Origin of the sequence: Enterobacter sp. I4, assembly GCF_022669095.1 — a bacterium.
Lineage (GTDB): Bacteria > Pseudomonadota > Gammaproteobacteria > Enterobacterales > Enterobacteriaceae > Enterobacter > Enterobacter pasteurii.
Map to the genome: position 1 here is coordinate 63503 of NZ_JALBUO010000003.1, position 22715 is coordinate 86217.

The window sequence follows — 22715 nt, forward strand, 5'->3', positions numbered from 1 at the left end:
GCTTACAGCCCCTTCAGAAGTTTATCCACAAAGGCCGGCACCACTTCACTCGCCAGGCCGTAATGCTTCTCTTCAAACTCGCTTCCTACCTGGCTTGGCTCCAGATTGAGCTCCACCGTGTGGGCGCCCTGCAGTCGCGCTTCGTGCACAAATCCCGCGGCCGGATAGACATGCCCTGAGGTGCCGATAGCGATAAAGACGTCCGCCATCGCCAGCGCACTGTAGATATCGTCCATCCCCAGCGGCATTTCACCAAACCAGACCACGTGCGGACGCAGACGCGAAGGGAACTGGCAGCAGTGGCACCGGTCTTCGTCCAGCACGTCCTCTTTCCAGTCCAGCACCTGGCCGCTCCAGGCACAGCGCACCTTGAGCAGTTCGCCATGCATATGGATGATATTGTGGTTACCGGCTCTTTCATGAAGGTTGTCGATATTCTGCGTGACCAGCAGAAAACGATCCCCCAGCGCTTCCTCCAGCCTGGCCAGCGCCAGGTGCGCCGCGTTTGGCGCAATCTCCGGCTGCTGAAGCTGGCGGCGACGGGCGTTGTAAAACGCCTGTACCAGCGCCGGATCGCGGGCAAAGCCTTCCGGCGTCGCCACGTCTTCAACCCGATGCTCTTCCCACAGCCCGTCCGCTGCGCGGAAGGTCTGAATACCGGATTCAGCGGAGATCCCCGCCCCGGTTAACACCACCACTCTGGGTTTGTCCATCGCTTCTGGCATCATCCTGTCTCTGAAAAAGATCCGCTGACGCAGGCGTTCACGTAAGCGGCGTTTATTTTTGCGAAAACGGCTGAGTCGACCCTGGCGACGCGACAGCATAGTAACCTCGTAAACTAATCGGTGAGATGAAGGAATGCGGCTCCGCGCATGCCTCCTGCGTCCCCGTGTCGCGCACGCTCAATGCGCGGCACGCGGGCAACCGGCAATAAATGTCGGGGCAAACGCCCGGATAACCGTTCCGTAATCGCGGTAAAGTTTGACAGCCCTCCCCCGATCACCAGCAGGTCCGGGTCAACGATGGTCAGGATATTTCCCAGACACACCGCCAGCAGGTCGAGATAGCGTTCAACGTGCTCTCGCGCCTGCGCATCCCCTTGTTCCCACAAGGTAATAATTTGGGGGGCCTCACGTTTCTGATGATAGAAGTGTTCATACAGCCATGCAAACCCCCGTCCCGACAGATAGTTTTCAATGCAGCCGTGCTGGCCGCAGCCGCAGCGGGTAAGCGGGAAATCGCGCCCGACTACGTCCAGCGCGTCCACCGGGAGACGGATGTGGCCAAATTCGCCGGTGATGTAGCTGCGCCCGGTGATGGGTTTGCCGTTAATGACAATCCCCCCTCCGACGCCCGTACCGAGTATTAGCCCCATCACCAGCGGGTAGCGACGAAACTCGTCGTCCCAGGCTTCGGAGAGGGCAAAGCAGTTGGCATCGTTGTCTAAACGCACGTCGCGTTCAAGGAGGGCAGAGAGATCGGCGCGCAGCGGCTTGCCGCTGGCGGCGGGTACGTTGGCGGCATACAGCGTGCCGTCGTCGGTTTCGGGCATACCCGGAATACCAATGCCGACGCTGCCCTTTACGCCAAAGCGCTCATCCGCCTGCGCCACCAGCGCGGCGATGGCGGTTAAAAATTCATCGTAGCTATCGCGCGGCGTGGGCACGCGGGTTTCCCATTGGAGTTTGAGATCGTTATCAAACACGCCGAGCGCAATCTTGGTGCCGCCAATATCAAATCCGTAATACATGATGCATTCCTCTGCTTGATTCAGCGGCTAAAAGACCGCTAAACCATGACGAAATTACTGGCCACTTAATACCCTCGCCGGATCGATACGGCTTGCGCGACGCGCCGGATACCAGCTTGCCAGCAGACTCAGTAAAAGTGCCGTAACCAGCACATAAATAACGTCCAGCCAGTGCAGTTCAGACGGCAGGAAGTCAATAAAATAGATATCGCCCGACAGGAACTGATGGCCAATGAGCTTTTCAATCCCGTTGATAATCGGCGTCAGCTGGAGGGAAACCACCACGCCGATCGCTACGCCGCAGAGGCTGCCAAACAGCCCCGCCAGCAAACCGTACCAGACGAAGATGGCGCGGATAAGACCGTCTTTCGCCCCCAGGGTACGCAGCACGGCAATGTCGCCGCTCTTGTCCTTCACCGCCATGACCAGCGTTGAGACGATGTTAAAGCACGCCACACCAATCACCAGCACCATCGCCAGATACATAATTGCGCGGATCATCTGGATATCACGGTACATATAGCCGTAAGTGCCGATCCAGCTTTTGATGTAAACGTAGCTATTGGTCACGCTGCCGGCATCGCGCACCAGCGTGTTGGCGTTAAAGACGTCGTTAACCTTGATGGCAATACCCGTCACGCTGTCGGGCATATCGAGGTACTGCCGCGCATCTTCCAGCGGCACCATCGCAAAGCTATGGTCAAGCTGGCCGCTCAGCTGAAGAATGCCGGTGACGTGCAGACGTACGCGCTTAGGCTGCTGCAATTTGTGGTCAGCGCTGGCGTTCGGGATCATGATCGATACCCAGTCGCCCTGCTTCACCTTCAGCGCATCGGCAACGCCTTTGCCCATGATGATCTGCTGCTCGCCGGCCTTAAAGTTTGCCCATGCGCCATTTTGCACGTAGCGCGGCAGCGCGCTCAGGCGCGCTTCCTGACGCGGATTTACCCCTTTCACCTGAATGGCGCGCAGGTTCACCCCGCTCTCCACCAGCCCGGTAAAGTTAATGTAAGGAGCAGCCGCGGCAATGCCGGGCACGTTTTCCACTTTGTTAAGGGCATCGCTCCAGTCAGACCACGGCTGGTTAACCGGCTCAATTTCACCATGGGGCACAACGGCCAGAATGCGGTTATTCAGCTCACGCTCAAAGCCGTTCATGGCGCTCAGCCCGACGATCAGCACCGCCACGCCAAGGGCAATACCGATGGTAGAGATCACGGAGATAAGCGACACCATTCCGCTACGGCGACGACCGCGGCTGAAGCGTAACCCGATGAGTAACGATAACGGTGAAGCCATTACTCCGCTCCCATCAGGGTCAGTTCTGCATTCAGGTGGCCATCGCGCATTTCCAGCTGACGCCCCATCCGTTTAGCCAGCTGTAGATCGTGGGTTACCACCAGAAACGCGGTGCCCTGCGAGGCGTTCAGCTCGCCGAGAAGCTGGAAAATGCTGTCCGCGTTGCGCGCGTCGAGGTTACCGGTCGGTTCATCCGCCAGCACCAGCCGCGGATTATTGACCAGCGCGCGGGCAATCGCCACGCGCTGACGCTCGCCGCCGGAGAGCTCGGACGGGCGGTGATTACCGCGATGACCAAGCCCTACCGCTTTCAGCATGTCGCTGGCGCGGGCGTTGATCTCTGCCGGCTTCTTTTTACCAATCAGCAGCGGCATCGCCACGTTTTCCAGCGCGGTGAAGTCCGGCAGCAGATGGTGGAACTGGTAGATAAAGCCCAGCTCGCGGTTACGCAACTCGGCTTTCGCCGTAGAGGACATTTTGCTCAACGGCTGGCCGGAGAAGATCACATCACCTTCGGTTGGCGTGTCCAGCCCGCCCAGCAGGTGCAGCAGCGTACTTTTGCCGGAGCCGGAGCTGCCGACAATCGCCATCATTTCGCCTTCACCCACGCTAAAACTCACATTGTGCAGCACGTCGGTCTGCACGGTGCCTTCCTGATAGCGTTTGGACAGGTTGTCGCACTGCAACAGGATCTTATTCATAACGTAAAGCCTCAGCGGGTTGAGTGGCGGCAGCGCGCCAGGAAGGATAAAGCGTAGAAAGCAGCGCAACGGCCATCGCGGCCAGCGCAATACCGACCACCTGCAGCGGCTCGATAGCCACCGGCAGCGCCGCGCCATCAAGCAGCGCGCCGATAATCGGCATGAGGTTATTCAGCTGGCTGGCCAGCAGCGCGCCCAGCGCCGCGCCCAGCAGCGCGCCGATGATGCCGGCGCTGGCACCCTGGACCATAAACACCGCCATAATCTGGCGCGGCGTTAGCCCCTGGGTTTGCAGAATGGCGACTTCGCCCTGCTTCTCCATCACCATCAGACCCAGCGAGGTGATGATGTTAAAGGCGGCAACGGCCACGATCAGGCTCAGCAGCAGCCCCATCATGTTTTTCTCCATGCGCACGGCCTGGAACAGCTCGCCTTTACGCTCGCGCCAGTCCTGCCATTTTGCCCCTTCCGGCAGCGTCTGCTGGCTGAGGGTATCCACCTTCAGCGGCGCGTCCAGCCACAGGCGCCAGCCGGTGATATTGCCCGCCGGATAACGCATCAGACGCGAGGCGTCCTGAATGTTGACCAGCATCTGATAGCCGTCGACTTCGCTGTTCGCCGCAAAGGTGCCAATCACGTTGAACAGGCGCTGGCTCGGCAGGCGCCCCATCGGCGTAAACTGGCTGGCCGAGGGCACCATCACGCGCAGCCGATCGCCACGGTTGACGCCAAGCTGCCCGGCGAGCTGCTCGCCGAGGATCACGTTATATTTACCTGCCTGCAGGTCAGTTTGTTTCACATTAACCAGGAACGGCGTCAGCGGGTCTTTTTGTGCCGGATCGATACCCAGCATCACCCCCACCGCCACGCTGCGGGCGCTCTGCAGCACCACATCACCCGTCGTGAGCGGCGCAACGCGCGTGACGCCCTGTAACTTCGCCGCGCTTTCCGGCAGCTGCTGTGGGTTAACGGAACCGTTAGTCGAAGAGAGTACGGCCTGCGGCATCAGCCCCAGGATATTGTTTTGCAGCTCGCGCTCGAAGCCATTCATGACGGAAAGCACCGTCACCAGCGCCATTACGCCAAGCGTAATGCCGATGGTTGAAAGCCAGGAGACAAAGCGACCGAAGCGGTCCGCGGCGCGCCCACGCATGTAACGTAAGCCTATGAAGAGTGCGACAGGTTGATACATGAAATCCGTCTGTTTGCAGGTAGCAGACCCACGAGTATATAAGCGAATCCGCTGAGCGTAAATGACTGAAACCGTAAGATTTGGTAATCATTTTTCCGAAAAATTCAGATAAATCATCATGCTACTGGCTGAAGTTGCGCCAGCCAGCCTCCACCTTTTCTGAAAATCGTCCTGATACAGACTGTTACCCGTTACATCAGGTTTTCAATTTACAACAATCGGCCTTTCGTTTATGGCAAAAGGTCTTCACGCACGATGAAACAAAAAGCATTATGGATTAACCAGATAAAGGGGCTGTGCATCTGTCTGGTGGTGATTTACCACTCGGTGATCACCTTTTATCCGCACCTGAACGGCCTTCAGCACCCGTTATCGGGCCTGCTCGCCAAATGCTGGGTCTACTTTAACCTTTATCTTGCTCCGTTCCGTATGCCGGTATTTTTCTTTATCTCCGGCTATTTAATCCGTCGCTATATTGACGACGTGAACTGGCGGGACAGCCTCGACAAGCGGATCTGGAGCATTGTCTGGGTGCTGGCCCTGTGGGGCGTACTGCAATGGCAGGCGCTAACCCATCTGAATGCCTGGCTCGCGCCCGAGCGTGAGCTGGCCACATCCTCCAATGCGGCCTACGCCGATTCTGTCTCAGGGTTTGTGCTGGGCATGCTCACGGCCAGCACCAGCCTGTGGTATCTGTACGCTCTGGTGGTCTACTTTACCCTCTGTAAGCTGCTGAGCCGCTGGAAACTGCCGGTGTTAGGGCTTCTGGCGCTGGCAAGCGTCGCGATCAACTTCCTGCCGCTGCCGTGGTGGGGCATGAACAGCGTGGTGCGCAATATGGTCTACTACAGCATCGGCGCATGGTACGGCGCGCAGCTGATGGCGTGGATGAAAGGACTGAATCTGCGCCGCGGCTGGCTGGTGCTTATTGCATCCGGGGCGGTATCGGTGGTGCTTTGGTTCGCTAACGTCCCGCTGCCGCTCTCTTTGCTGTCGATCGTGGTTATCATGAAGCTCTTCTACAGCGTCGAGCAGCGTTATGCCGTTCACCCCAATAACCTGCTGAACGTCATTGGCTCAAACACCATCGCCATTTATACCACTCACCGTATTTTAATCGAGGCGTTTAGCCTGCTCCTGATTGGCGAAATGAACGCGGCGTACTGGCCGGTGTGGGCTGAGCTGGCGCTGATTCTGGTCTATCCGTTTGTCAGCCTCCTCGTCTGCACCCTCGCTGGGCTGGGGGTTCGCAAGCTATCCACCGCCCTCTTTGGCGATCTTTTCTTCTCCCCTCCCGCGCGTCTTACGCCACAGCCCGCCAGCCGCTAGCCTTCCCTGCCCCCATCCGGGGGCACTTTTCCTCTTGTGCGGTTACGATTTGCTTATGCAAAACGATCGAGGATAATAAAGACATTGCGTATCAGTGATATGCCCCAATACTGTTGGTATATCCCAAAGAGACTCTGACATAGCCATGCCTGAACACTATCGTTACTCCTTGCCTGTTAAAGCAGGTGACCAACGCCAGCTGGGCGAACTTACAGGCGCGGCCTGCGCCACGCTGGTGGCGGAAATTGCTGAACGGCATCCAGGGCCGGTGGTGCTGGTTGCCCCGGACATGCAAAACGCCCTGCGCCTGCACGACGAAATTCGTCAGTTCACCGACAGTCTGGTATTCAGCCTGGCCGACTGGGAAACGCTTCCCTATGACAGTTTCTCCCCGCACCAGGAGATAATCTCCTCGCGCCTGTCGACCCTGTATCAGCTCCCCACCATGCAGCGCGGCGTGCTGATTGTGCCGGTAAATACGCTGATGCAGCGCGTCTGTCCGCACAGCTATCTGCACGGCCATGCGCTGGTGATGAAAAAAGGCCAGCGCCTGTCGCGCGACGCCCTGCGCGTGCAGCTGGACGGTGCCGGTTACCGTCATGTCGATCAGGTTATGGAGCACGGGGAATACGCAACGCGCGGTGCGCTGCTGGATCTCTATCCGATGGGCAGCGACCAGCCGTATCGTCTGGATTTCTTCGATGATGAGATCGACAGCCTTCGCGTGTTCGACGCCGACACCCAGCGCACGCTGGAAGAGGTAGAATCTATTAACCTGCTGCCCGCCCATGAGTTCCCGACGGATAAAACCGCCATCGAACTGTTCCGCAGCCAGTGGCGCGACAGGTTCGACGTAAAGCGCGATGCCGAACATATCTATCAGCAGGTCAGCAAAGGGACTCTGCCTGCCGGGATTGAATACTGGCAGCCGCTGTTCTTTAACGAACCCTTGCCTGCGCTGTTCAGCTATTTCCCGGCGAATACGCTGATTGTGAATACCGGTGATATCGACGCCAGCGCCAGTCGCTTTGAAAGCGAGACCCGCGCGCGCTTTGAAAACCGGGGCGTAGACCCGATGCGTCCGCTGCTGCCGCCGGAAATGCTGTGGCTGCGCACCGACGAGCTGAACGCCGAGCTGAAACGCTGGCCGCGCATGCAGCTCAAAACCGATTCCCTTGCGGACAAGGCGGCGAATACCAATCTGGCGTTCAGAACGCTGCCCGATCTTTCCGTGCAGGCGCAGCAGAAAGCGCCGCTGGATAATCTGCGCAAGTTTCTTGAGTCCTTTACCGGACCGGTGGTGTTCTCCGTAGAGAGTGAAGGCCGTCGTGAAGCGCTGGGCGAGCTGCTGGGGCGCATTAAGATAGCGCCGAAGCGCATTCTTCGCCTGAGCGAAGCGACAGGAAATGGCCGTTACCTGATGATCGGGGCCGCCGAGCACGGATTCATTGATACGCTCAATAACCTGGCGCTGATTTGCGAAAGCGATCTACTGGGCGAGCGCGTGGCGCGCCGTCGTCAGGACAGCCGTCGCACCATCAACCCGGACACGCTGATCCGCAACCTGGCCGAGCTGCACCCCGGCCAGCCGATCGTTCACCTGGAGCACGGCGTGGGCCGCTATCAGGGGATGACCACCCTTGAAGCAGGCGGCATCAAAGGTGAATACCTGATGCTGACCTACGCAAACGACGCCAAACTGTACGTGCCGGTGTCGTCCCTGCACCTGATTAGCCGCTACGCCGGTGGCGCGGAAGAGAACGCGCCGCTGCACAAGCTGGGCGGCGACGCCTGGGCCCGCGCGCGGCAGAAGGCGGCGGAAAAAGTGCGCGACGTGGCCGCCGAGCTGCTGGACATTTACGCCCAGCGTGCGGCCAAAGAGGGCTATGCGTTTAAGCATGATAAAGAGCAGTACCAGCTGTTCTGCGACAGCTTCCCGTTTGAAACCACGCCGGACCAGGCTCAGGCCATCAACGCCGTGCTGAGCGACATGTGCCAGCCGCTGGCGATGGACCGGCTGGTGTGCGGCGACGTGGGCTTCGGTAAAACGGAGGTGGCGATGCGCGCCGCTTTTCTGGCCGTTGAGAACAACAAGCAGGTGGCCGTGCTGGTGCCCACCACCCTTCTTGCCCAGCAGCACTTTGACAACTTCCGCGACCGCTTCGCCAACTGGCCGGTACGTATTGAGATGCTGTCCCGTTTCCGCAGCGCCAAAGAGCAAACGCAGATCCTGGAGCAGGCCAGCGAAGGCAAAATCGATATTCTCATCGGCACCCACAAGCTGCTGCAAAGCGACGTGAAGTGGAAAGATTTAGGGCTTCTGATCGTCGATGAAGAGCACCGCTTCGGGGTGCGCCATAAAGAGCGCATCAAAGCGATGCGCGCCGACGTCGACATTCTGACCCTGACCGCAACGCCGATCCCGCGTACGCTTAACATGGCGATGAGCGGCATGCGCGATCTGTCGATTATTGCCACCCCACCGGCGCGCCGTCTGGCGGTGAAAACCTTCGTACGCGAGTACGACAATCTGGTGGTACGCGAGGCGATCCTGCGTGAAGTGCTGCGCGGTGGCCAGGTTTATTATCTCTATAACGATGTCGAAAATATCCAGAAAGCCGCCGACAGGCTGGCGGAGCTGGTGCCGGAAGCGCGCATCGCCATTGGTCACGGCCAGATGCGCGAGCGCGAGCTTGAGCGGGTGATGAATGATTTCCACCACCAGCGCTTCAACGTGCTGGTGTGTACCACCATTATTGAGACCGGCATCGATATTCCAACCGCGAACACGATTATTATCGAACGCGCGGATCACTTCGGTCTGGCCCAGCTGCACCAGCTGCGGGGGCGCGTCGGGCGTTCGCACCATCAGGCCTATGCGTGGCTGCTTACGCCGCATCCGAAGGCGATGACCACCGACGCGCAAAAGCGTCTGGAAGCTATCGCCTCGCTGGAAGATCTGGGCGCTGGCTTTGCGCTGGCGACGCATGACCTGGAGATCCGCGGCGCCGGTGAGCTGCTGGGTGAAGATCAGAGCGGCTCTATGGAAACCATCGGTTTCTCGCTGTACATGGAGCTGCTGGAAAATGCCGTCGACGCCCTTAAGGCCGGACGTGAACCGTCTCTGGAAGATCTCACCAGCCAGCAGACCGAAGTGGAGCTGCGCATGCCTTCCCTGCTGCCGGATGATTTCATTCCTGACGTGAACACTCGCCTGTCATTCTACAAACGCATTGCCAGCGCGAAAAGCGAAGGCGAGCTGGAAGAGATCAAAGTCGAGCTGATCGACCGTTTCGGCATACTGCCCGACCCGGCGCGCAACCTCCTTGATATTGCCCGACTGCGTCAGCAGGCGCAGAAGCTGGGGATCCGCAAGCTTGAAGGCAACGAAAAAGGCGGCGTGATTGAGTTTGCCGAGAAGAACCATGTCGATCCGATGTGGCTGATTGGCCTTCTGCAAAAACAGCCGCAGCATTTCCGACTAGATGGCCCGACGCGCCTGAAATTTACGCAGGATCTGACGGAACGTAAAACCCGCATGGACTGGGTGCGTAACTTTATGCGCCAGCTGGAAGAAAACGCCATCGCCTAAGCCGCTCCCCCGCCAGCGCCCGGCTGGTGGGGGACAATTTACAAACTCTTTGCACTTCGCCCGATCTTCCCGACTATACATTCGCCATAATTATCATTAACCCCTTATAAAACAATAACCTTATCATTTATATGGATTTTGATAATGATGACCTCTTCGCGTTTTACCCGCTGGCTAACCGTGTTTGCGCTGGCCGCAGCGGTTGCCGTTGCGCTCCCCGCCGGAGCCAATACCTGGCCACTTCCTCCTCCCGGCAGCAACGTGGTGGGGGAAAACCGCTTTCACGTGGTTGAAAACGATGGCGGTTCGCTTGAAGCCATTGCCAAAAAATATAACGTCGGGTTCCTGGCGCTGCTGCAGGCCAACCCGGGCGTTGACCCTTACGTTCCTCGTGCCGGCAGCGTGCTGACTATTCCGCTGCAAACCATACTGCCGGACGCGCCGCGTCAGGGGATTGTGATAAACCTCGCCGAGCTGCGTCTTTACTATTACCCGCCGGGGAAAAATGAAGTAACCGTCTACCCTATCGGCATCGGCCAGCTGGGGGGCGATACGCTCACGCCGACCATGGTGACCACCGTCTCCGACAAGCGCGCTAATCCAACCTGGACTCCGACGGCAAATATCCGCGCCCGCTATAAGGCGCAGGGTATCGATCTCCCTGCCGTGGTACCTGCGGGCCCGGATAACCCGATGGGGCACCATGCCATTCGCCTGGCGGCATACGGTGGAGTTTACCTGCTGCACGGAACAAATGCGGATTTCGGGATCGGGATGCGCGTCAGTTCCGGCTGTATTCGCCTGCGTGATAACGACATCAAAACGCTGTACAGCGTGATCTCACCGGGGACGAAAGTGAATATTATCAATACCCCGATTAAGGTGTCTGAAGAGCCGGGCGGCGTCCGTCTGGTAGAGATCCACCAGCCGTTATCGAAAAACATCAACGACGATCCGCAGACGCTGCCTATTAACCTGAATGCGGCGATGGTGAGCTTTAAAACGAATGCGAATACCGATGGCACGGTAATGGAGCGGGCGATGGAGGCACGTTCGGGTATGCCGACTGACGTCACGCGCCATCACGACGTCGCTCAGCAGTCGCTGTAATCAAGCCATAACGAAAAACGCCCTGCTTGTGCAGGGCGTTTTTTATTGCAGTGGCATAACGGAGGGTTGCGTTACGCTTATTTGTAGATAACTGCGGTACCGTGCAGGGTGTTAGGACCGGTCACGGAGGTGATGCGGAACGATTTTGCACCCATTGCGTCAGCTTTTTGCGCCAGCTGATCTTCCAGAGAGCCCAGGTTAGTCCCGGCAGTGGCGGAGATGGTACCGACTTTTTGCTGGTCTGCTGGAGTAGATTGCACTTCAACAGCAGCGAAGCTTGCGAAAGAGAGTGAACTCAGAACGGCGGCAGCGATGAGGGTTTTAACGTTTTTCATAATTTATACCTTTGGGCAGATGATGTAGTGGTCGTTAGCTATTTACTTAACGATCGATAGGTAAATGATAGGTGTGATCCAGGTCACACGTCAACCCATTTTTATAACGACCATTAAATTAATTTCATTTCCCTTATTTTTCATGAAGATAAAATTAAATTTTTTTTCAGAAATCACCGCTGGTGATAGCTGACGTTTATTTTTATAATGATTATTCAACAAAACAACTGAGGACCAACGGCACATGACAACCGACGTCACGAGTTGCGCAAAAAAAAGCCGTGGCCGACCAAAAGTGTTCGACAGGGATGCGGCGCTCGATAAGGCCATGACGCTCTTCTGGCAGCATGGGTATGAAGCCACCTCGCTTTCCGACCTGGTGGAAGCAACCGGCGCAAAAGCCCCTACCCTGTATGCAGAGTTCACCAACAAAGAGGGCCTGTTCCGGGCCGTTCTGGACAGATACATCTCGCGCTTCGCGGCAAAACACGAAGCGCAGCTGTTCTGTGAAGAGAAAACGGTAGAACAGGCGTTGCAGGATTATTTCTGCGCGGTCGCCACCTGCTTTACCAGTAAAGACACCCCGGCGGGCTGTTTTATGATCAACACTTCCGCCACCCTCGCGGCATCGTCAAAAGAGATAGCCAACACGGTTAAATCACGTCATGCGATGCAGGAGGAGACCCTAAGCACGTTTCTGGCACAGCGCCAGCAGCGCGGCGAAATACCGGCGCACTGCCGTCCGCAGGAGCTTGCCCGGTATCTGAGCTGTATTTTGCAGGGTATGTCGATCAGCGCCCGTGAAGGCGCGACGCTTGAAAAGTTACAGAGCATTACGCAGACAACGCTGCGCCTGTGGCCTGAGCTGCTGAAACTCTGAGGCAAAAAAAAAGCTCCTCAGCCTGAGCGCATGAGGAGCTAAGTTCAGAGAACATCTTTTTTACACTTTGTTATTCAGTATCAGCTGACCATTCCCGTCCAGTGGGATCTGCGTGCCGGGGTCTCTGTCCATGCGGATTTTGCCCTGCTGATCGCCAATTTTGTAGGTCACGTCGTAACCCAGCATTTTTTCCGATTTGTCATAAACGGTTTTGCAGCGCTGCTGCGTCGTGGTGTAGGTGTCATTTTCCTGCATGGCGCCCTGCACCTGATTACCGGCATAGCCACCGCCCAGCGCGCCGACAACCGTCGCCACGTCCTTACCGCGTCCACCGCCGAACTGATGACCAATCACCCCACCCGCGACCGCACCCAGCACGGAGCCGGCGATACGGTTTTCATCCTGAACCGGACGACGATGGGTAACAGAAACGTTACGGCACTCCTGACGAGGCGTTTTGATCGTCTCTTTAATGGGAGTAGCGGAAACAACCTGAGCGTACTGCGGGCCACGATCCAGAACGTTGAGACTGGCAACGGCAGCCACACCTAACGCAGCAGCGACGCCAATCCCTATACCCGCCAACATTGATTTATTCACGGGACTTCCTCCTTTGTTGCTATTGAGAGCAAGTTTGCAACGCGGCAAACGCTTCGCCAATAAGATAAAGGATCAAAAACAGGGAGGTTGATAAGGGATATATCGTCTTTAAGAGAACTCTTAGGCACTCAGCGGGAAATGAGCAGCATGATATGCTAAAAACTCCCTCCGGCGGGCCCGGAGGGAGAGAATAATTAGTGCAGCTTCAGACGCGGGCGGATCACGCGGTTGATTCGACCGACCAGCATCATCAAGCCGGTTTTGAAGTAGCCGTGCAGCGCTATCTGGTGCATACGGTACAGAGAAATGTACACGAAGCGTGCGATACGCCCTTCAACCATCATTGAGCCGCGCATCAGGTTGCCCATCAGGCTGCCCACGGTGGAGAAGTTTGAGAGCGATACCAGAGAGCCGTGGTCTTTGTAGACATAGGCTTTCATCGGTTTGCCTTTTATCTGCGCCAGGATGTTATGCAGCACGAGGCTTGCCATCTGGTGTGCAGCCTGAGCGCGCGGTGGCACAAAGCCGCCCTCCGGACGCGCGCAGGAGGCGCAGTCACCGATGGCGAAGATGTCCGGATCGCGCGTGGTTTGCAGCGTCGGCTCCGTTACCAGCTGGTTAATGCGGTTCGTCTCCAGCCCACCGATGTCCTTCATGAAATCAGGCGCTTTGATCCCCGCGGCCCATACCATCAGGTCGGCCTGGATGTATTCCCCGTCTTTGGTGTGCAGACCGCCCTCGTCCGCGCTGGTGACCATGGTCTGGGTCAGTACGCGCACGCCCAGTTTGGTCAGCTCGTTATGCGCAGCGCCGGAAATGCGCGGCGGCAGCGCAGGCAGAATACGCTCACCCGCTTCCACCAGCGTGACGTTCAGCGCTTCGTTGGTCAGTCCTTTGTAGCCATAGCTGTGAAGCTGCTTCACCGCGTTGTGCAGTTCGGCCGACAGTTCAACGCCCGTTGCGCCGCCGCCCACGATGGCGATATTAACCTTTCCGTTGGCACCCATGTTGCTGGTGTACTTCAGGAACAGGTTAAGCATCTCCTGATGGAAACGACGCGCCTGATGCGGGTTATCCAGGAAGATGCAGTGCTCTTTCACGCCCGGGGTGTTGAAGTCGTTAGAGGTGCTGCCCAGCGCCATCACCAGCGTGTCATAAGCCAGCTTGCGCTCGGGAACCAGCAGCTCGCCTTTGTCGTCGCGCAGCTCTGCCAGCGTAATGGTTTTGTTTTCACGGTTGATGTCTACCACAGAACCCAGCTGGAACTGGAAATGATGGTTACGCGCATGAGCCAGATAGCTCAGCGCATCAACGCCCTCATCCAGCGAACCGGTCGCCACTTCGTGCAGCAGCGGTTTCCACAGGTGGCTGTGGTTACGATCCACCAGCGTAATTTTGGCTTTCTTGCCGCGGCCCAGCTTTTTACCCAGCTGCGTCGCCAGCTCAAGCCCGCCAGCACCGCCGCCGACAATCACTATCTTTTTCAATGGCGTAGTCAACGTGACCCCCTCAAATTATTAACCAATTGTTAATTAAAAGTTATAGAAATAACCCTTAATTAACAACAGGTTACTGCGCTGAAACCATTCAGATTCATTGAGAATAGCACGTCAGGCGCATTGGTCATACCAAAATTGATATGTATCAAGTTTTGATGGTTTAAAAGTAGACAACTCTGACAAAAAAGAGGCCCGGCACGCTTTCACGTACCGGGCCTTTGTCAGGTTCAGGGAGGTCAGCCCAGCGTTTTGAAGGCTTTGATACGCTGCAGGTGCGGCGAAATGTTTTTGAACTTGTGGGTCTGCTCTTCGTCCCAGACAATTTCATAGTAATGATGCAGAAGGTCGGCGGCGCGGGAGCTGTCCAGCGCTTCATCGTTGCGGGAGAGGATCACCAGACAACGGTCGCGGTTCTTTTCACGGAAATTGCTCACGCACTTAGTCGCGATGTCGGCGTACTCTTCCGGGCGATCGATCTTGCCTTCCATGTTCTCGTTTGGGAACAGATTCGGGTTAAAAATGACCTGACGGATATCGCACAAAAAACCGATGCGCTCTGCCCAGTATCCACCAAGCCCGACGCCGCAGATCAGCGGTCGCTCGTCGATATTGAGCTGCAACATTTTGTCCACTTCCTTGAGCAGATGCTGCATGTCATGCTTCGGATGACGCGTGCTGTAACCGATCAGCCGGACATCCGGATCGATAAACTGCAGTTGCAGCACTTTCTCATGATTACCAGGACTGTTTGAGTCAAAACCGTGTAAATAGATGATCATCGTCTCACCACGCTACGCCTTCCGGGATGAATTAAAGGGCCGCTTTATGCGCCTGCCAGCGTTCGTTCAGGGCTTCAAGCTGGGCGTGGACCGTTTTCCAGCGCGCCGAGTCCATCAGCTCCTGACGGCTAAATGAACCTTTATGATACAATTGTGTAACACGCTCAGCATTGATCGGCGACAGGTTATCCAGCACGCTTACCGCACCCTTACGATTATTGCAGACGAGGATCATATCGCAACCCGCATCCAGTGAGGCCTGCCCACGTTCGGCATAGCTGCCCATGATTGCGGCCCCTTCCATGGATAAATCGTCAGAGAAAATCACGCCGTTGAAGCCCAGCTCCTGACGCAGCACGGTTTTCAGCCAGTGCGGAGAGCCGCTGGCCGGACGCGGATCGACCTCGTTGTAGATAACGTGCGCAGGCATGATGGCGTCCAGCCTGTTATCGGTGATCAGCGAGCGGAAAACGGACATATCCTTAGCGCGAATTTCCGCTTCCGGGCGCGGATCGTGCGGGGTTTCTTTATGGGAATCTGCCGTCACCGCGCCGTGACCCGGGAAGTGTTTACCGGTGGTTTTCATCCCCGCATCGTGCATGCCGTCAATGAAGCGCGTCGCCATTGCCAGCGCGATACGCGGATCTTCATGATAAGAACGCTCGCCGATTGCCGCGCTGATATGCCCCACGTCCAGCACCGGGGCGAAGCTGATATCGATATCCATGGCGATCATCTCGCTGGCCATCAGCCAGCCAGCGTCCTGCGCCAGCTTACCGCCCTCTTCGGTGCCCAGCAGCGCAGCAAAAGACTGCGCGGCGGGTAAGCGGGTAAACCCGTCGCGGAAGCGCTGCACGCGGCCGCCTTCCTGATCTACCGCCACCACAAGGTGATTGCGCGAAGCCGCACGGATCTGGCGAACCAGCTCGCGCAGCTGTTCCGGGTCATGATAGTTGCGGGTGAAAAGAATCAGCCCCCCCACCAGCGGGTGCGCCAGAATTTCGCGCTCTTCCGCGTCCAGCTCATACCCTTCAACATCCAACATTACTGGACCCACACCAACCTCTCTTATCCTTTCGTTTGTAACTGACGCCAGGCATCATCTGCCAGCGCCATAAATTGTTTGTCATTCGTCTGCTGGAAGCGCATTTCAAACCAGCCCGCCATCAGCATGAGCACCCACGGACGCCAGCGCGCAACCTGTCGCGCAAGCGTGAGCGCATTCATGCTCGCGTTGCGCGCATAGGCGCTTACCAGCCGCTCGCGCGATGGCGCATCGGGCATCCAGACTGCGGCAAGTTCGAGCGCCACGTCACCATCTCCGGCATATTCCCAGTCAATCAGCTTTTCACCTGCCGCGGTATGAACGATGTTTCCGGCGTGGATATCCATATGCAGCGGAGCCAGGCGTAGCGGCTGCGGCTCTCCCGCTTTGCGCAGCCGCTTAAGCTGCGCCAGCCACAATGGCGTGCGTCGTTCTGGCGCGGCCTGCTGCCAGTAGCGTTCAAGCAAGGGAAGCAACGTTACCCGCCAGCCCAGACGCGGCTGCCGGTGCAGATGATACAGCATGGCTGCCAGCGTGGGAGCGTCGGGCAACTCGCTTTTGATCTCACCCGCAATAAACGCCACCGCCATCCAGCCCCTGATAAAGAAATGGGGCTGGGGCGCAAGGTCTGCGGGCAGGCGCTTCAGGGCGCGGAACTGGCGACGAAAATGGAAGGCAGGCGCGGCGGCATCGTGATGCTGGCGTAACACCAGCCGATGCTCTCCGCGCGCAATAATGCAACTCGCGCCGCCAAGCCCGACGGGGGCCTGCGGCGCGATAACACGATACTGAGGGAAATAACGCGTCAGGACATCATTACGCGTGGGCTTACTGTTGCGTAACGGCACCTTTACCTGACCAGATAATTTCGCCGGTCTGAACCAGCATTAGCTGCATCTGCAGCGACGGGGTATTCACGTTACCGGTCGCGTTTGAATAAAGGACATACTGCGCGCCAACGTTGCGGGCGATGCCGATCGCTTTACTGCGCGACCCCAGGCTGTCCTGCGGCGACAGGCCAAGCTGCTGCTTCGCCACCGCCAGCTGCTGAGCCGAAACAAGCGTGAACTTACCGTTGTTCGCCAGCGCGTTACGCAGGGTATCCGTCGCTTCGCTCGCGTTCAGCGAACCGTTGGTGCGGTTATTCACGCTGTCCACCAGCAGCACGCTGCCAGGCGTCACGCCCTGCGCCTGCAGCATTTTGCCCACCATTGGCTGCATGGCGCCGTTCCAGTCATAGTGGCGCACGCGCGGCGTCGGCTGTGCGGTGTCGTCCGGATGTTCAATCGGGCCAGGCTGCGCCGGAATGGTCGGTACAGACGGCACGGTTGGCACAGGTTCCGCTGGCGTTGTTGGCTGTTCCGTTCCCGGTTTCGCCTGATCTACAGGTGCAGGTTCTTCAGTTCGCGTCACGCAACCGGCCAGAAAGAGTGCAAACGCACTCAGGAGCGCATAACGGCTCATTGTTTTAATCAAGGTTCACCCCTTACAAATAAAGATAAAGTCTCACCTTATGTGCACCCAGATAGCTGGCGCTGCCGTAGAGCGTGACCGACGATCTAGCCGGGATCGTCACGCTGCGCGGCGCTTCAAGCGGGTGCATCTCGAGACCTCTCACGTCATACCAGTAGAAGCGATAATGCACCGTCACTGGCTCCTGCCTTTCGTTATAGAGCGTAGAGGAGGCAGAAGACTGGATTTCGCTTATGGTCAGCGAAGGCTGCTCCGCCGTAATCCCCGCGGCAAGCACCGAGGACTCCATCACCAGCGTCTGTTCATCGCTGACCGGAATAGCAGGACGCGCGCTGCACCCTACCATTACCAGCGTCACGATCAGCGCTGCAATACGCCCAATTAACATATTAAAGACCTTTATGTGCCAGCATCGGTCCCAGTGGACGTCCACCCAGCAGATGCATATGAATATGATAGACTTCCTGCCCGCCATGGCGATTGCAGTTCATGATCAAACGGTATCCGTCTTCAGCAATCCCTTCCTGCTCGGCAATTTTCGCGGCAACCGTAAGCATACGGCCTAACGCCACTTCATGCTCGGTTTTAACGTCATTGACGGTCGGAATCAGAATATTAGGAATAATAAGGATGTGCGTCGGCGCCTGGGGTGAAATATCCCGGAAAGCCGTTACCAGTTCGTCCTGATAGACAATATCCGACGGAATTTCGCGGCGAATAATTTTACTGAAAATCGTTTCTTCAGCCATGACCTTTTCCTTATACGTTTAATCTGGCGTCGTGCGTCCGTTGTTAACACACATTGTCTGTTTAAGTGAGTGACACAACACAAGAGTATGAGCGAGTTTCTCCTGTCCTTTCAACCTTCTCCCGTGATTTCTTTCCTGATTGTCCTCCATCTGGCTGAAGAGCCATCGCTTTAGGACATTTCGCTTCTGAAACCTTATTTCAGTTCATCCCGAAACATCTGTTTACAGCGTTAATCACAATGCGTATATTTCGCATTTGCATTTTCATGCGCATTTTTAACATAGAAAACGACGTCAGCCCGTGCCAGCGGAGCTGTCGCGCACCACCTTCACCATTCATTAAGGGTTTGATAATGTCTTTCATTAATCACTCCAGGGATGGGCAACGTCAGCCTGTCGCAACACCTTCGTTGCTGGCAGCCTGCATTGCTATGGCATTGACGCCAACCGCCGCTTTCTCTGCTTCAACGGCTGAAGACACCGTTGTGGTAGACGGGGGTTTTGACAACACACAGGATCCTTCAGCAGGTCAGGACCGGGATTACAGCGTAAAAACCACCACCACCGGCACCAAACTGCTGCTGGTCCCCCGCGATATCCCGCAGTCCGTCAGCGTAATCAGCCAGCAGCGTATGGCTGACCAGAATCTGCAGTCTGTCGGGCAGGTACTGAGTAACACCACGGGCGTGACTGCGCAGGTGCAGGACAGCGACCGCACCGTGTTCTACTCCCGTGGATTCTTCGTCAGCAACTATGCCTATGACGACCTGCCGACCTCCATCAGCGAGGTGTGGAACTTTGGCGATACCGCCGCCGATACCGCGATTTACGATCGTATCGAAGTGGTCCGCGGCGCCACCGGCCTGATGTCCGGTACGGGCAACCCGGCGGCGTATGTCAACATGGTGCGTAAGCATGCGGACAGCGCGGAATTTAAGGGTAACGTCTCGGCCAGCTACGGCAGCTGGGACAAGCAGCGCTACGTGCTGGATCTCCAGTCTCCCCTGGTGGAGTCCGGTAAGGTACGGGGACGCCTGATCGCGGGCTATCAGGACAACGACAGCTTCGTGGATAATTACCACTACCGTAAAAAATTCCTCTACGGCGTGATGGATGCGGACGTCACCGACAGCACGACCCTCTCGGTGGGGTATGAGTATCAGGAGAGCCATACCGCCGACCCAACCTGGGGCGGACTGCCGACCTGGTACAGCGACGGAAGTAAGACCAACTACAATCGCAGCCAGACCGTTGCGCCTGACTGGGCCTATTCGGATAAAGACAGCACCCGCATCTTCGCTAACCTGACTCAGCGTTTCGATAACGGCTGGGAAGCGCACGTTAACGGCATGCACGCTGAAACCAACTTTGACTCCAAACTGATGTATATGTCCGGCTATCCGGATAAAGAGACCGGTGCGGGCATGGTGGGTTACGGCGGCTGGAACCGCGGGGAACGTAAACAGGATGCGGTTGACGCCTTCCTGCGCGGCGGCTTCGATCTCTTTGGCCGTCAGCACGAAATGATGTTCGGCGGCAGCTACAGCCGTCAGCGTAACCATTACGACAATACCATGCCGGATGCGCTTTACGGCATGGTTGACGTCGGCAACTTTAAGAACTGGAACGGGAACATCGCCGATCCGCAGTGGACGCCGTGGAAGCTCTACAGCAAGGACGATATTCGTCAGTCCTCCGCGTATACCTCCGCCCGTTTCTCGCTGGCCGATCCGCTGCACCTGATTCTGGGCGCGCGCTACACCAGCTACAACATTCGCTATAATCCGGCGGGTTCCCCGAACACCCGCCTGGAGAGCACCGAAGATGATGTTACCCCGTACGCGGGCCTGGTGTATGACATCAACGAAGACTGGTCGACCTACGTCAGCTATACCTCCATCTTCCAGCCGCAGGATAAACGCAACGCCAGCGGACGTTACCTCGACCCGACCACGGGCAAAAGCTATGAAGCCGGCGTGAAGGCAGACTGGTTTAATACTCGTCTCACCACCTCGCTGGCGATTTTCCGCATTGAGCAGGATAACGTTGCAAGCAATACGTATACCTACATGCCGAGCGGTGAGTCGATTTATCAATCGCTGGACGGCGTGGTCAGTAAAGGGGTTGAGTTCGAGCTGAACGGCGCCCTGACAGATAACTGGCAGCTGACGTTTGGCGCGACCCGCTACATCGCTGAAGACAAGAATGGCAACGCCGTCAGCTCCGATCAGCCGCGCACGACCATGAAGCTGTTCACCCGCTATCAGCTACCAATGCTGCCCGAGCTGACCGTGGGCGGTGGCGTAAACTGGCAGAACAAAGTGTGGACGGATGTCGAAGGCGGCCCGGCGGGACAATCCCGTGCAGAGCAAGGCAGCTATGGTCTGGTTAACCTGTTCAGCCGCTATCAGGTCACCAAAGACTTCGCTCTTCAGGCTAACGTCAATAACCTGTTCGACAAAGAGTACTACGACTACGTGGGCTCTTACGTGGTGTATGGCGCGCCGCTGAACTTCTCCGTGAGCGCGAGCTACGACTTCTGATTGTAAAGCCGGGCGGCGGCTGCGCCCTGCCCGGCCTGCATTTGCTTACCGGCACTATACCCGCCAATAAAAAAGGCAGCCATTCGGCTGCCTTAGTCTCCCCAGGTCACAGCTTAGTTGTTGCGGATGTACTCATCCATTTCGGTTTTCAGGTTATCGGATTTCGTACCGAAGATTGCCTGAACACCAGAGCCTGCAACAACCACGCCCGCTGCGCCCAGCTTTTTCAGACCCGGCTGGTCTACTTTCGCAACGTCGGCAACGCTCACACGCAGACGGGTGATACACGCGTCCAGGTTAGTGATGTTTTCTTTACCGCCGAAAGCAGCTACCAGCGCAGGTGCCATTTCGCTGGTCACACCGGCTTTGCTGTCCTCAGTTGCATCTTCACGACCCGGCGTTTTCAGATCCAGCGCTTTGATCAGCACGCGGAAGACGGTGTAGTACACCACCGCGTAGCCTGCACCCACGATTGGGAACAGCCACAGTTTGCTGCTGTTACCGGACAGAACGATGAAGTCGATCAGGCCGTGAGAGAAGGACGTACCGTCACGCATACCCAGCAGAATACAGATTGGGAATGCCAGACCTGCCAGTACCGCGTGGATGATGTACAGGATCGGCGCAACGAACATGAAGGAGAACTCGATCGGCTCGGTAATACCGGTCAGGAACGAGGTCAGCGCTGCGGAGATCATGATACCGCCCACTTTTGCACGGTTCTCTGGCTTAGCAGAGTGCCAGATAGCAATTGCCGCAGCCGGCAGACCGTACATTTTGAACAGGAAGCCGCCAGACAGTTTACCTGCGGTCGGGTCACCCGCCATGTAACGAGGGATATCACCGTGGAACACCTGACCTGCCGCGTTGGTGTATTCACCAATCTGCATCTGGAATGGAACGTTCCAGATGTGGTGCAGACCAAATGGTACCAGGCAGCGCTCAATGAAGCCGTAGATACCGAACGCCACTACCGGGTTCTGATAGGCAGCCCACTGAGAGAAGGTCTGGATAGCCGTACCGATTGGTGGCCAGATGAAGGACAGAACCACACCGGTGAAAATCGCTGCCAGACCAGAAATGATCGGAACGAAACGTTTACCCGCGAAGAAGCCCAGATACTCAGGCAGCTTGATACGATAGAAGCGGTTAAACATATACGCTGCAATCGCACCGGAGATGATACCACCGAGAACACCGGTATCTGCCAGGTGTTTAGCGGCAATCTCTTCAGCAGGTAAATGCAGAACCAGCGGCGCAACCACAGCCATGGTTTTCACCATGATGCCGTAGGCAACCACGGACGCCAGAGCGGATACACCGTCGTTATTGGTGAAGCCCAGAGCAACACCGATAGCGAAGATCAGCGGCATGTTAGCAAAAACAGAACCGCCTGCTTCTGCCATCACGTGGGAAACTACGGCTGGCAGCCAGCTGAAGTTAGCAGAACCGACGCCCAGCAGGATACCTGCGATAGGCAGTACGGATACTGGCAGCATCAGCGATTTACCGACCTTTTGCAGGTTAGCAAATGCATTCTTAAACATAATTGAGAGTGCTCCTGAGTATTTGTGCTTTTTTTACGCTTTCACGCATTGGCCCGGGGGGAGTACCGCGCCGTGGACAGGACATCTAAGCGCCCTTTATTTATTACACAGAGTAAAATAATTCCCTCTGAGTTTGTTTGACGGCTATCACGTTTCAGTTCAAGACGGCCAAAAAACTTGCAGATATTTACATAAAGCATGTCTGGATGTGTCTAAAAACGCCATCACCGCCCCGAATGAGGCGGTGAACTTTACTCGTTTTACCTATTAATTACGAGCCTAAAAAAAACAG

At 56.8% G+C, this 22715-nt stretch carries 20 protein-coding genes; 5 read left to right on the top strand and 15 right to left on the bottom strand.

Annotated features, from left to right (window positions below; genetic code table 11):
* Positions 1 to 2: 2 nt before the first annotated feature.
* The 5 genes from cobB to lolC are packed head-to-tail and all read right to left on the bottom strand — an operon-like array spanning position 3 to position 4942.
* A complete protein-coding gene (gene cobB, locus MOQ06_RS19535) occupies positions 3 to 824 on the bottom strand; it encodes a Sir2 family NAD+-dependent deacetylase (RefSeq protein ID WP_148421712.1) in 822 nt (273 codons plus the stop codon).
* A gap of 14 nt (positions 825 to 838) precedes the next feature.
* The gene (nagK, locus tag MOQ06_RS19540; protein ID WP_193356284.1) at positions 839 to 1750 is read right to left on the bottom strand and encodes an N-acetylglucosamine kinase; all 912 of its coding nucleotides are present in this window, start codon (positions 1748 to 1750) and stop codon (positions 839 to 841) included.
* Positions 1751 to 1804: 54 nt separating this feature from the next.
* Positions 1805 to 3049, bottom strand: a complete 1245-nt coding sequence (lolE, locus tag MOQ06_RS19545; protein WP_148421714.1) for a lipoprotein-releasing ABC transporter permease subunit LolE — start codon at positions 3047 to 3049, stop codon at positions 1805 to 1807.
* Positions 3049 to 3750 carry a lipoprotein-releasing ABC transporter ATP-binding protein LolD gene (gene lolD / locus MOQ06_RS19550; RefSeq protein ID WP_148421715.1) on the bottom strand — a complete coding sequence of 234 codons (702 nt, stop codon included), beginning with the start codon at positions 3748 to 3750 and terminating at the stop codon, positions 3049 to 3051. Before lolD ends, lolE begins: the two co-directional genes overlap by 1 nt.
* The gene (lolC, locus tag MOQ06_RS19555; protein ID WP_242174510.1) at positions 3743 to 4942 is read right to left on the bottom strand and encodes a lipoprotein-releasing ABC transporter permease subunit LolC; all 1200 of its coding nucleotides are present in this window, start codon (positions 4940 to 4942) and stop codon (positions 3743 to 3745) included. Before lolC ends, lolD begins: the two co-directional genes overlap by 8 nt.
* A 255-nt stretch (positions 4943 to 5197) precedes the next feature.
* Here lolC and MOQ06_RS19560 point away from each other — a divergent pair, with 255 nt between their 5' ends.
* The 3 genes from MOQ06_RS19560 (at position 5198) to MOQ06_RS19570 (ending at position 10973) form a co-directional block, all read left to right on the top strand.
* Positions 5198 to 6271, top strand: coding sequence for an acyltransferase family protein (locus tag MOQ06_RS19560; RefSeq protein WP_242174512.1), 1074 nt, complete (start codon positions 5198 to 5200; stop codon positions 6269 to 6271).
* A gap of 145 nt (positions 6272 to 6416) precedes the next feature.
* Positions 6417 to 9863 carry a transcription-repair coupling factor gene (mfd, locus tag MOQ06_RS19565; RefSeq protein WP_242174513.1) on the top strand — a complete coding sequence of 1149 codons (3447 nt, stop codon included), beginning with the start codon at positions 6417 to 6419 and terminating at the stop codon, positions 9861 to 9863.
* Between the two features lie 144 nt (positions 9864 to 10007).
* Entirely contained in the window at positions 10008 to 10973 is a 966-nt protein-coding gene (locus tag MOQ06_RS19570; protein ID WP_242174514.1) for a L,D-transpeptidase family protein, read from the top strand.
* 77 nt (positions 10974 to 11050) lie between these two features.
* On the opposite strand, the gene bhsA is transcribed toward MOQ06_RS19570, so the two are convergent.
* Positions 11051 to 11308 carry a multiple stress resistance protein BhsA gene (gene bhsA, locus MOQ06_RS19575; protein WP_176610618.1) on the bottom strand — a complete coding sequence of 86 codons (258 nt, stop codon included), beginning with the start codon at positions 11306 to 11308 and terminating at the stop codon, positions 11051 to 11053.
* 244 nt (positions 11309 to 11552) lie between these two features.
* Between bhsA and comR the strand changes: the two genes are divergently transcribed.
* A complete protein-coding gene (gene comR, locus MOQ06_RS19580; protein ID WP_148421720.1) occupies positions 11553 to 12188 on the top strand; it encodes a TetR family copper-responsive transcriptional repressor ComR in 636 nt (211 codons plus the stop codon).
* Positions 12189 to 12248: 60 nt separating this feature from the next.
* Here comR and MOQ06_RS19585 read toward each other — a convergent pair whose 3' ends face one another.
* The 8 genes from MOQ06_RS19585 to hinT form a co-directional block, all read right to left on the bottom strand.
* A complete protein-coding gene (locus MOQ06_RS19585) occupies positions 12249 to 12788 on the bottom strand; it encodes a glycine zipper 2TM domain-containing protein (RefSeq protein WP_148421721.1) in 540 nt (179 codons plus the stop codon).
* 194 nt (positions 12789 to 12982) lie between these two features.
* On the bottom strand, positions 12983 to 14287 hold the full coding sequence (locus tag MOQ06_RS19590) for an NAD(P)/FAD-dependent oxidoreductase (protein WP_148421722.1): 1305 nt from the start codon (positions 14285 to 14287) through the stop codon (positions 12983 to 12985).
* A gap of 236 nt (positions 14288 to 14523) precedes the next feature.
* A complete protein-coding gene (ycfP, locus tag MOQ06_RS19595; RefSeq protein WP_148421723.1) occupies positions 14524 to 15066 on the bottom strand; it encodes an alpha/beta hydrolase YcfP in 543 nt (180 codons plus the stop codon).
* Between the two features lie 31 nt (positions 15067 to 15097).
* Positions 15098 to 16123, bottom strand: a complete 1026-nt coding sequence (gene nagZ / locus MOQ06_RS19600) for a beta-N-acetylhexosaminidase (RefSeq protein WP_242174515.1) — start codon at positions 16121 to 16123, stop codon at positions 15098 to 15100.
* An 11-nt stretch (positions 16124 to 16134) separates the two neighbouring features.
* Positions 16135 to 16959 (bottom strand): thiamine kinase, encoded by an 825-nt coding sequence (thiK, locus tag MOQ06_RS19605; protein WP_242174516.1) that lies wholly within the window; start codon positions 16957 to 16959, stop codon positions 16135 to 16137.
* On the bottom strand, positions 16940 to 17587 hold the full coding sequence (gene lpoB, locus MOQ06_RS19610) for a penicillin-binding protein activator LpoB (protein WP_148421726.1): 648 nt from the start codon (positions 17585 to 17587) through the stop codon (positions 16940 to 16942). Before lpoB ends, thiK begins: the two co-directional genes overlap by 20 nt.
* Positions 17588 to 17597: 10 nt before the next feature.
* The gene (locus MOQ06_RS19615; RefSeq protein WP_242174517.1) at positions 17598 to 17972 is read right to left on the bottom strand and encodes a YcfL family protein; all 375 of its coding nucleotides are present in this window, start codon (positions 17970 to 17972) and stop codon (positions 17598 to 17600) included.
* Between the two features lies 1 nt (position 17973).
* Complete coding sequence (gene hinT, locus MOQ06_RS19620) at positions 17974 to 18333, bottom strand: purine nucleoside phosphoramidase (RefSeq protein ID WP_006809243.1); 360 nt, start codon at positions 18331 to 18333, stop codon at positions 17974 to 17976.
* Between the two features lie 353 nt (positions 18334 to 18686).
* Here hinT and fhuE point away from each other — a divergent pair, with 353 nt between their 5' ends.
* A complete protein-coding gene (gene fhuE / locus MOQ06_RS19625) occupies positions 18687 to 20876 on the top strand; it encodes a ferric-rhodotorulic acid/ferric-coprogen receptor FhuE (protein ID WP_242174518.1) in 2190 nt (729 codons plus the stop codon).
* Between the two features lie 113 nt (positions 20877 to 20989).
* Here the strand turns inward: fhuE and ptsG are convergent, their stop codons facing one another.
* On the bottom strand, positions 20990 to 22423 hold the full coding sequence (ptsG, locus tag MOQ06_RS19630) for a PTS glucose transporter subunit IIBC (protein WP_006809245.1): 1434 nt from the start codon (positions 22421 to 22423) through the stop codon (positions 20990 to 20992).
* Positions 22424 to 22715 lie beyond the last annotated feature (292 nt).

What these genes read in the sequence shown, in the direction of transcription:
- MOQ06_RS19570 (WP_242174514.1), top strand. Translation starts at nt 10,008, where the DNA reads ATGATGACCTCTTCGCGTTTTACCCGCTGGCTAACCGTGTTTGCGCTG.
- ycfP (WP_148421723.1), bottom strand. Translation starts at nt 15,066, where the DNA reads ATGATCATCTATTTACACGGTTTTGACTCAAACAGTCCTGGTAATCAT.
- hinT (WP_006809243.1), bottom strand. Translation starts at nt 18,333, where the DNA reads ATGGCTGAAGAAACGATTTTCAGTAAAATTATTCGCCGCGAAATTCCG.
- ptsG (WP_006809245.1), bottom strand. Translation starts at nt 22,423, where the DNA reads ATGTTTAAGAATGCATTTGCTAACCTGCAAAAGGTCGGTAAATCGCTG.
- MOQ06_RS19615 (WP_242174517.1), bottom strand. Translation starts at nt 17,972, where the DNA reads ATGTTAATTGGGCGTATTGCAGCGCTGATCGTGACGCTGGTAATGGTA.
- lolD (WP_148421715.1), bottom strand. Translation starts at nt 3,750, where the DNA reads ATGAATAAGATCCTGTTGCAGTGCGACAACCTGTCCAAACGCTATCAG.
- comR (WP_148421720.1), top strand. Translation starts at nt 11,553, where the DNA reads ATGACAACCGACGTCACGAGTTGCGCAAAAAAAAGCCGTGGCCGACCA.
- MOQ06_RS19560 (WP_242174512.1), top strand. Translation starts at nt 5,198, where the DNA reads ATGAAACAAAAAGCATTATGGATTAACCAGATAAAGGGGCTGTGCATC.
- cobB (WP_148421712.1), bottom strand. Translation starts at nt 824, where the DNA reads ATGCTGTCGCGTCGCCAGGGTCGACTCAGCCGTTTTCGCAAAAATAAA.
- fhuE (WP_242174518.1), top strand. Translation starts at nt 18,687, where the DNA reads ATGTCTTTCATTAATCACTCCAGGGATGGGCAACGTCAGCCTGTCGCA.
- lolE (WP_148421714.1), bottom strand. Translation starts at nt 3,049, where the DNA reads ATGGCTTCACCGTTATCGTTACTCATCGGGTTACGCTTCAGCCGCGGT.
- lolC (WP_242174510.1), bottom strand. Translation starts at nt 4,942, where the DNA reads ATGTATCAACCTGTCGCACTCTTCATAGGCTTACGTTACATGCGTGGG.
- nagK (WP_193356284.1), bottom strand. Translation starts at nt 1,750, where the DNA reads ATGTATTACGGATTTGATATTGGCGGCACCAAGATTGCGCTCGGCGTG.
- bhsA (WP_176610618.1), bottom strand. Translation starts at nt 11,308, where the DNA reads ATGAAAAACGTTAAAACCCTCATCGCTGCCGCCGTTCTGAGTTCACTC.
- mfd (WP_242174513.1), top strand. Translation starts at nt 6,417, where the DNA reads ATGCCTGAACACTATCGTTACTCCTTGCCTGTTAAAGCAGGTGACCAA.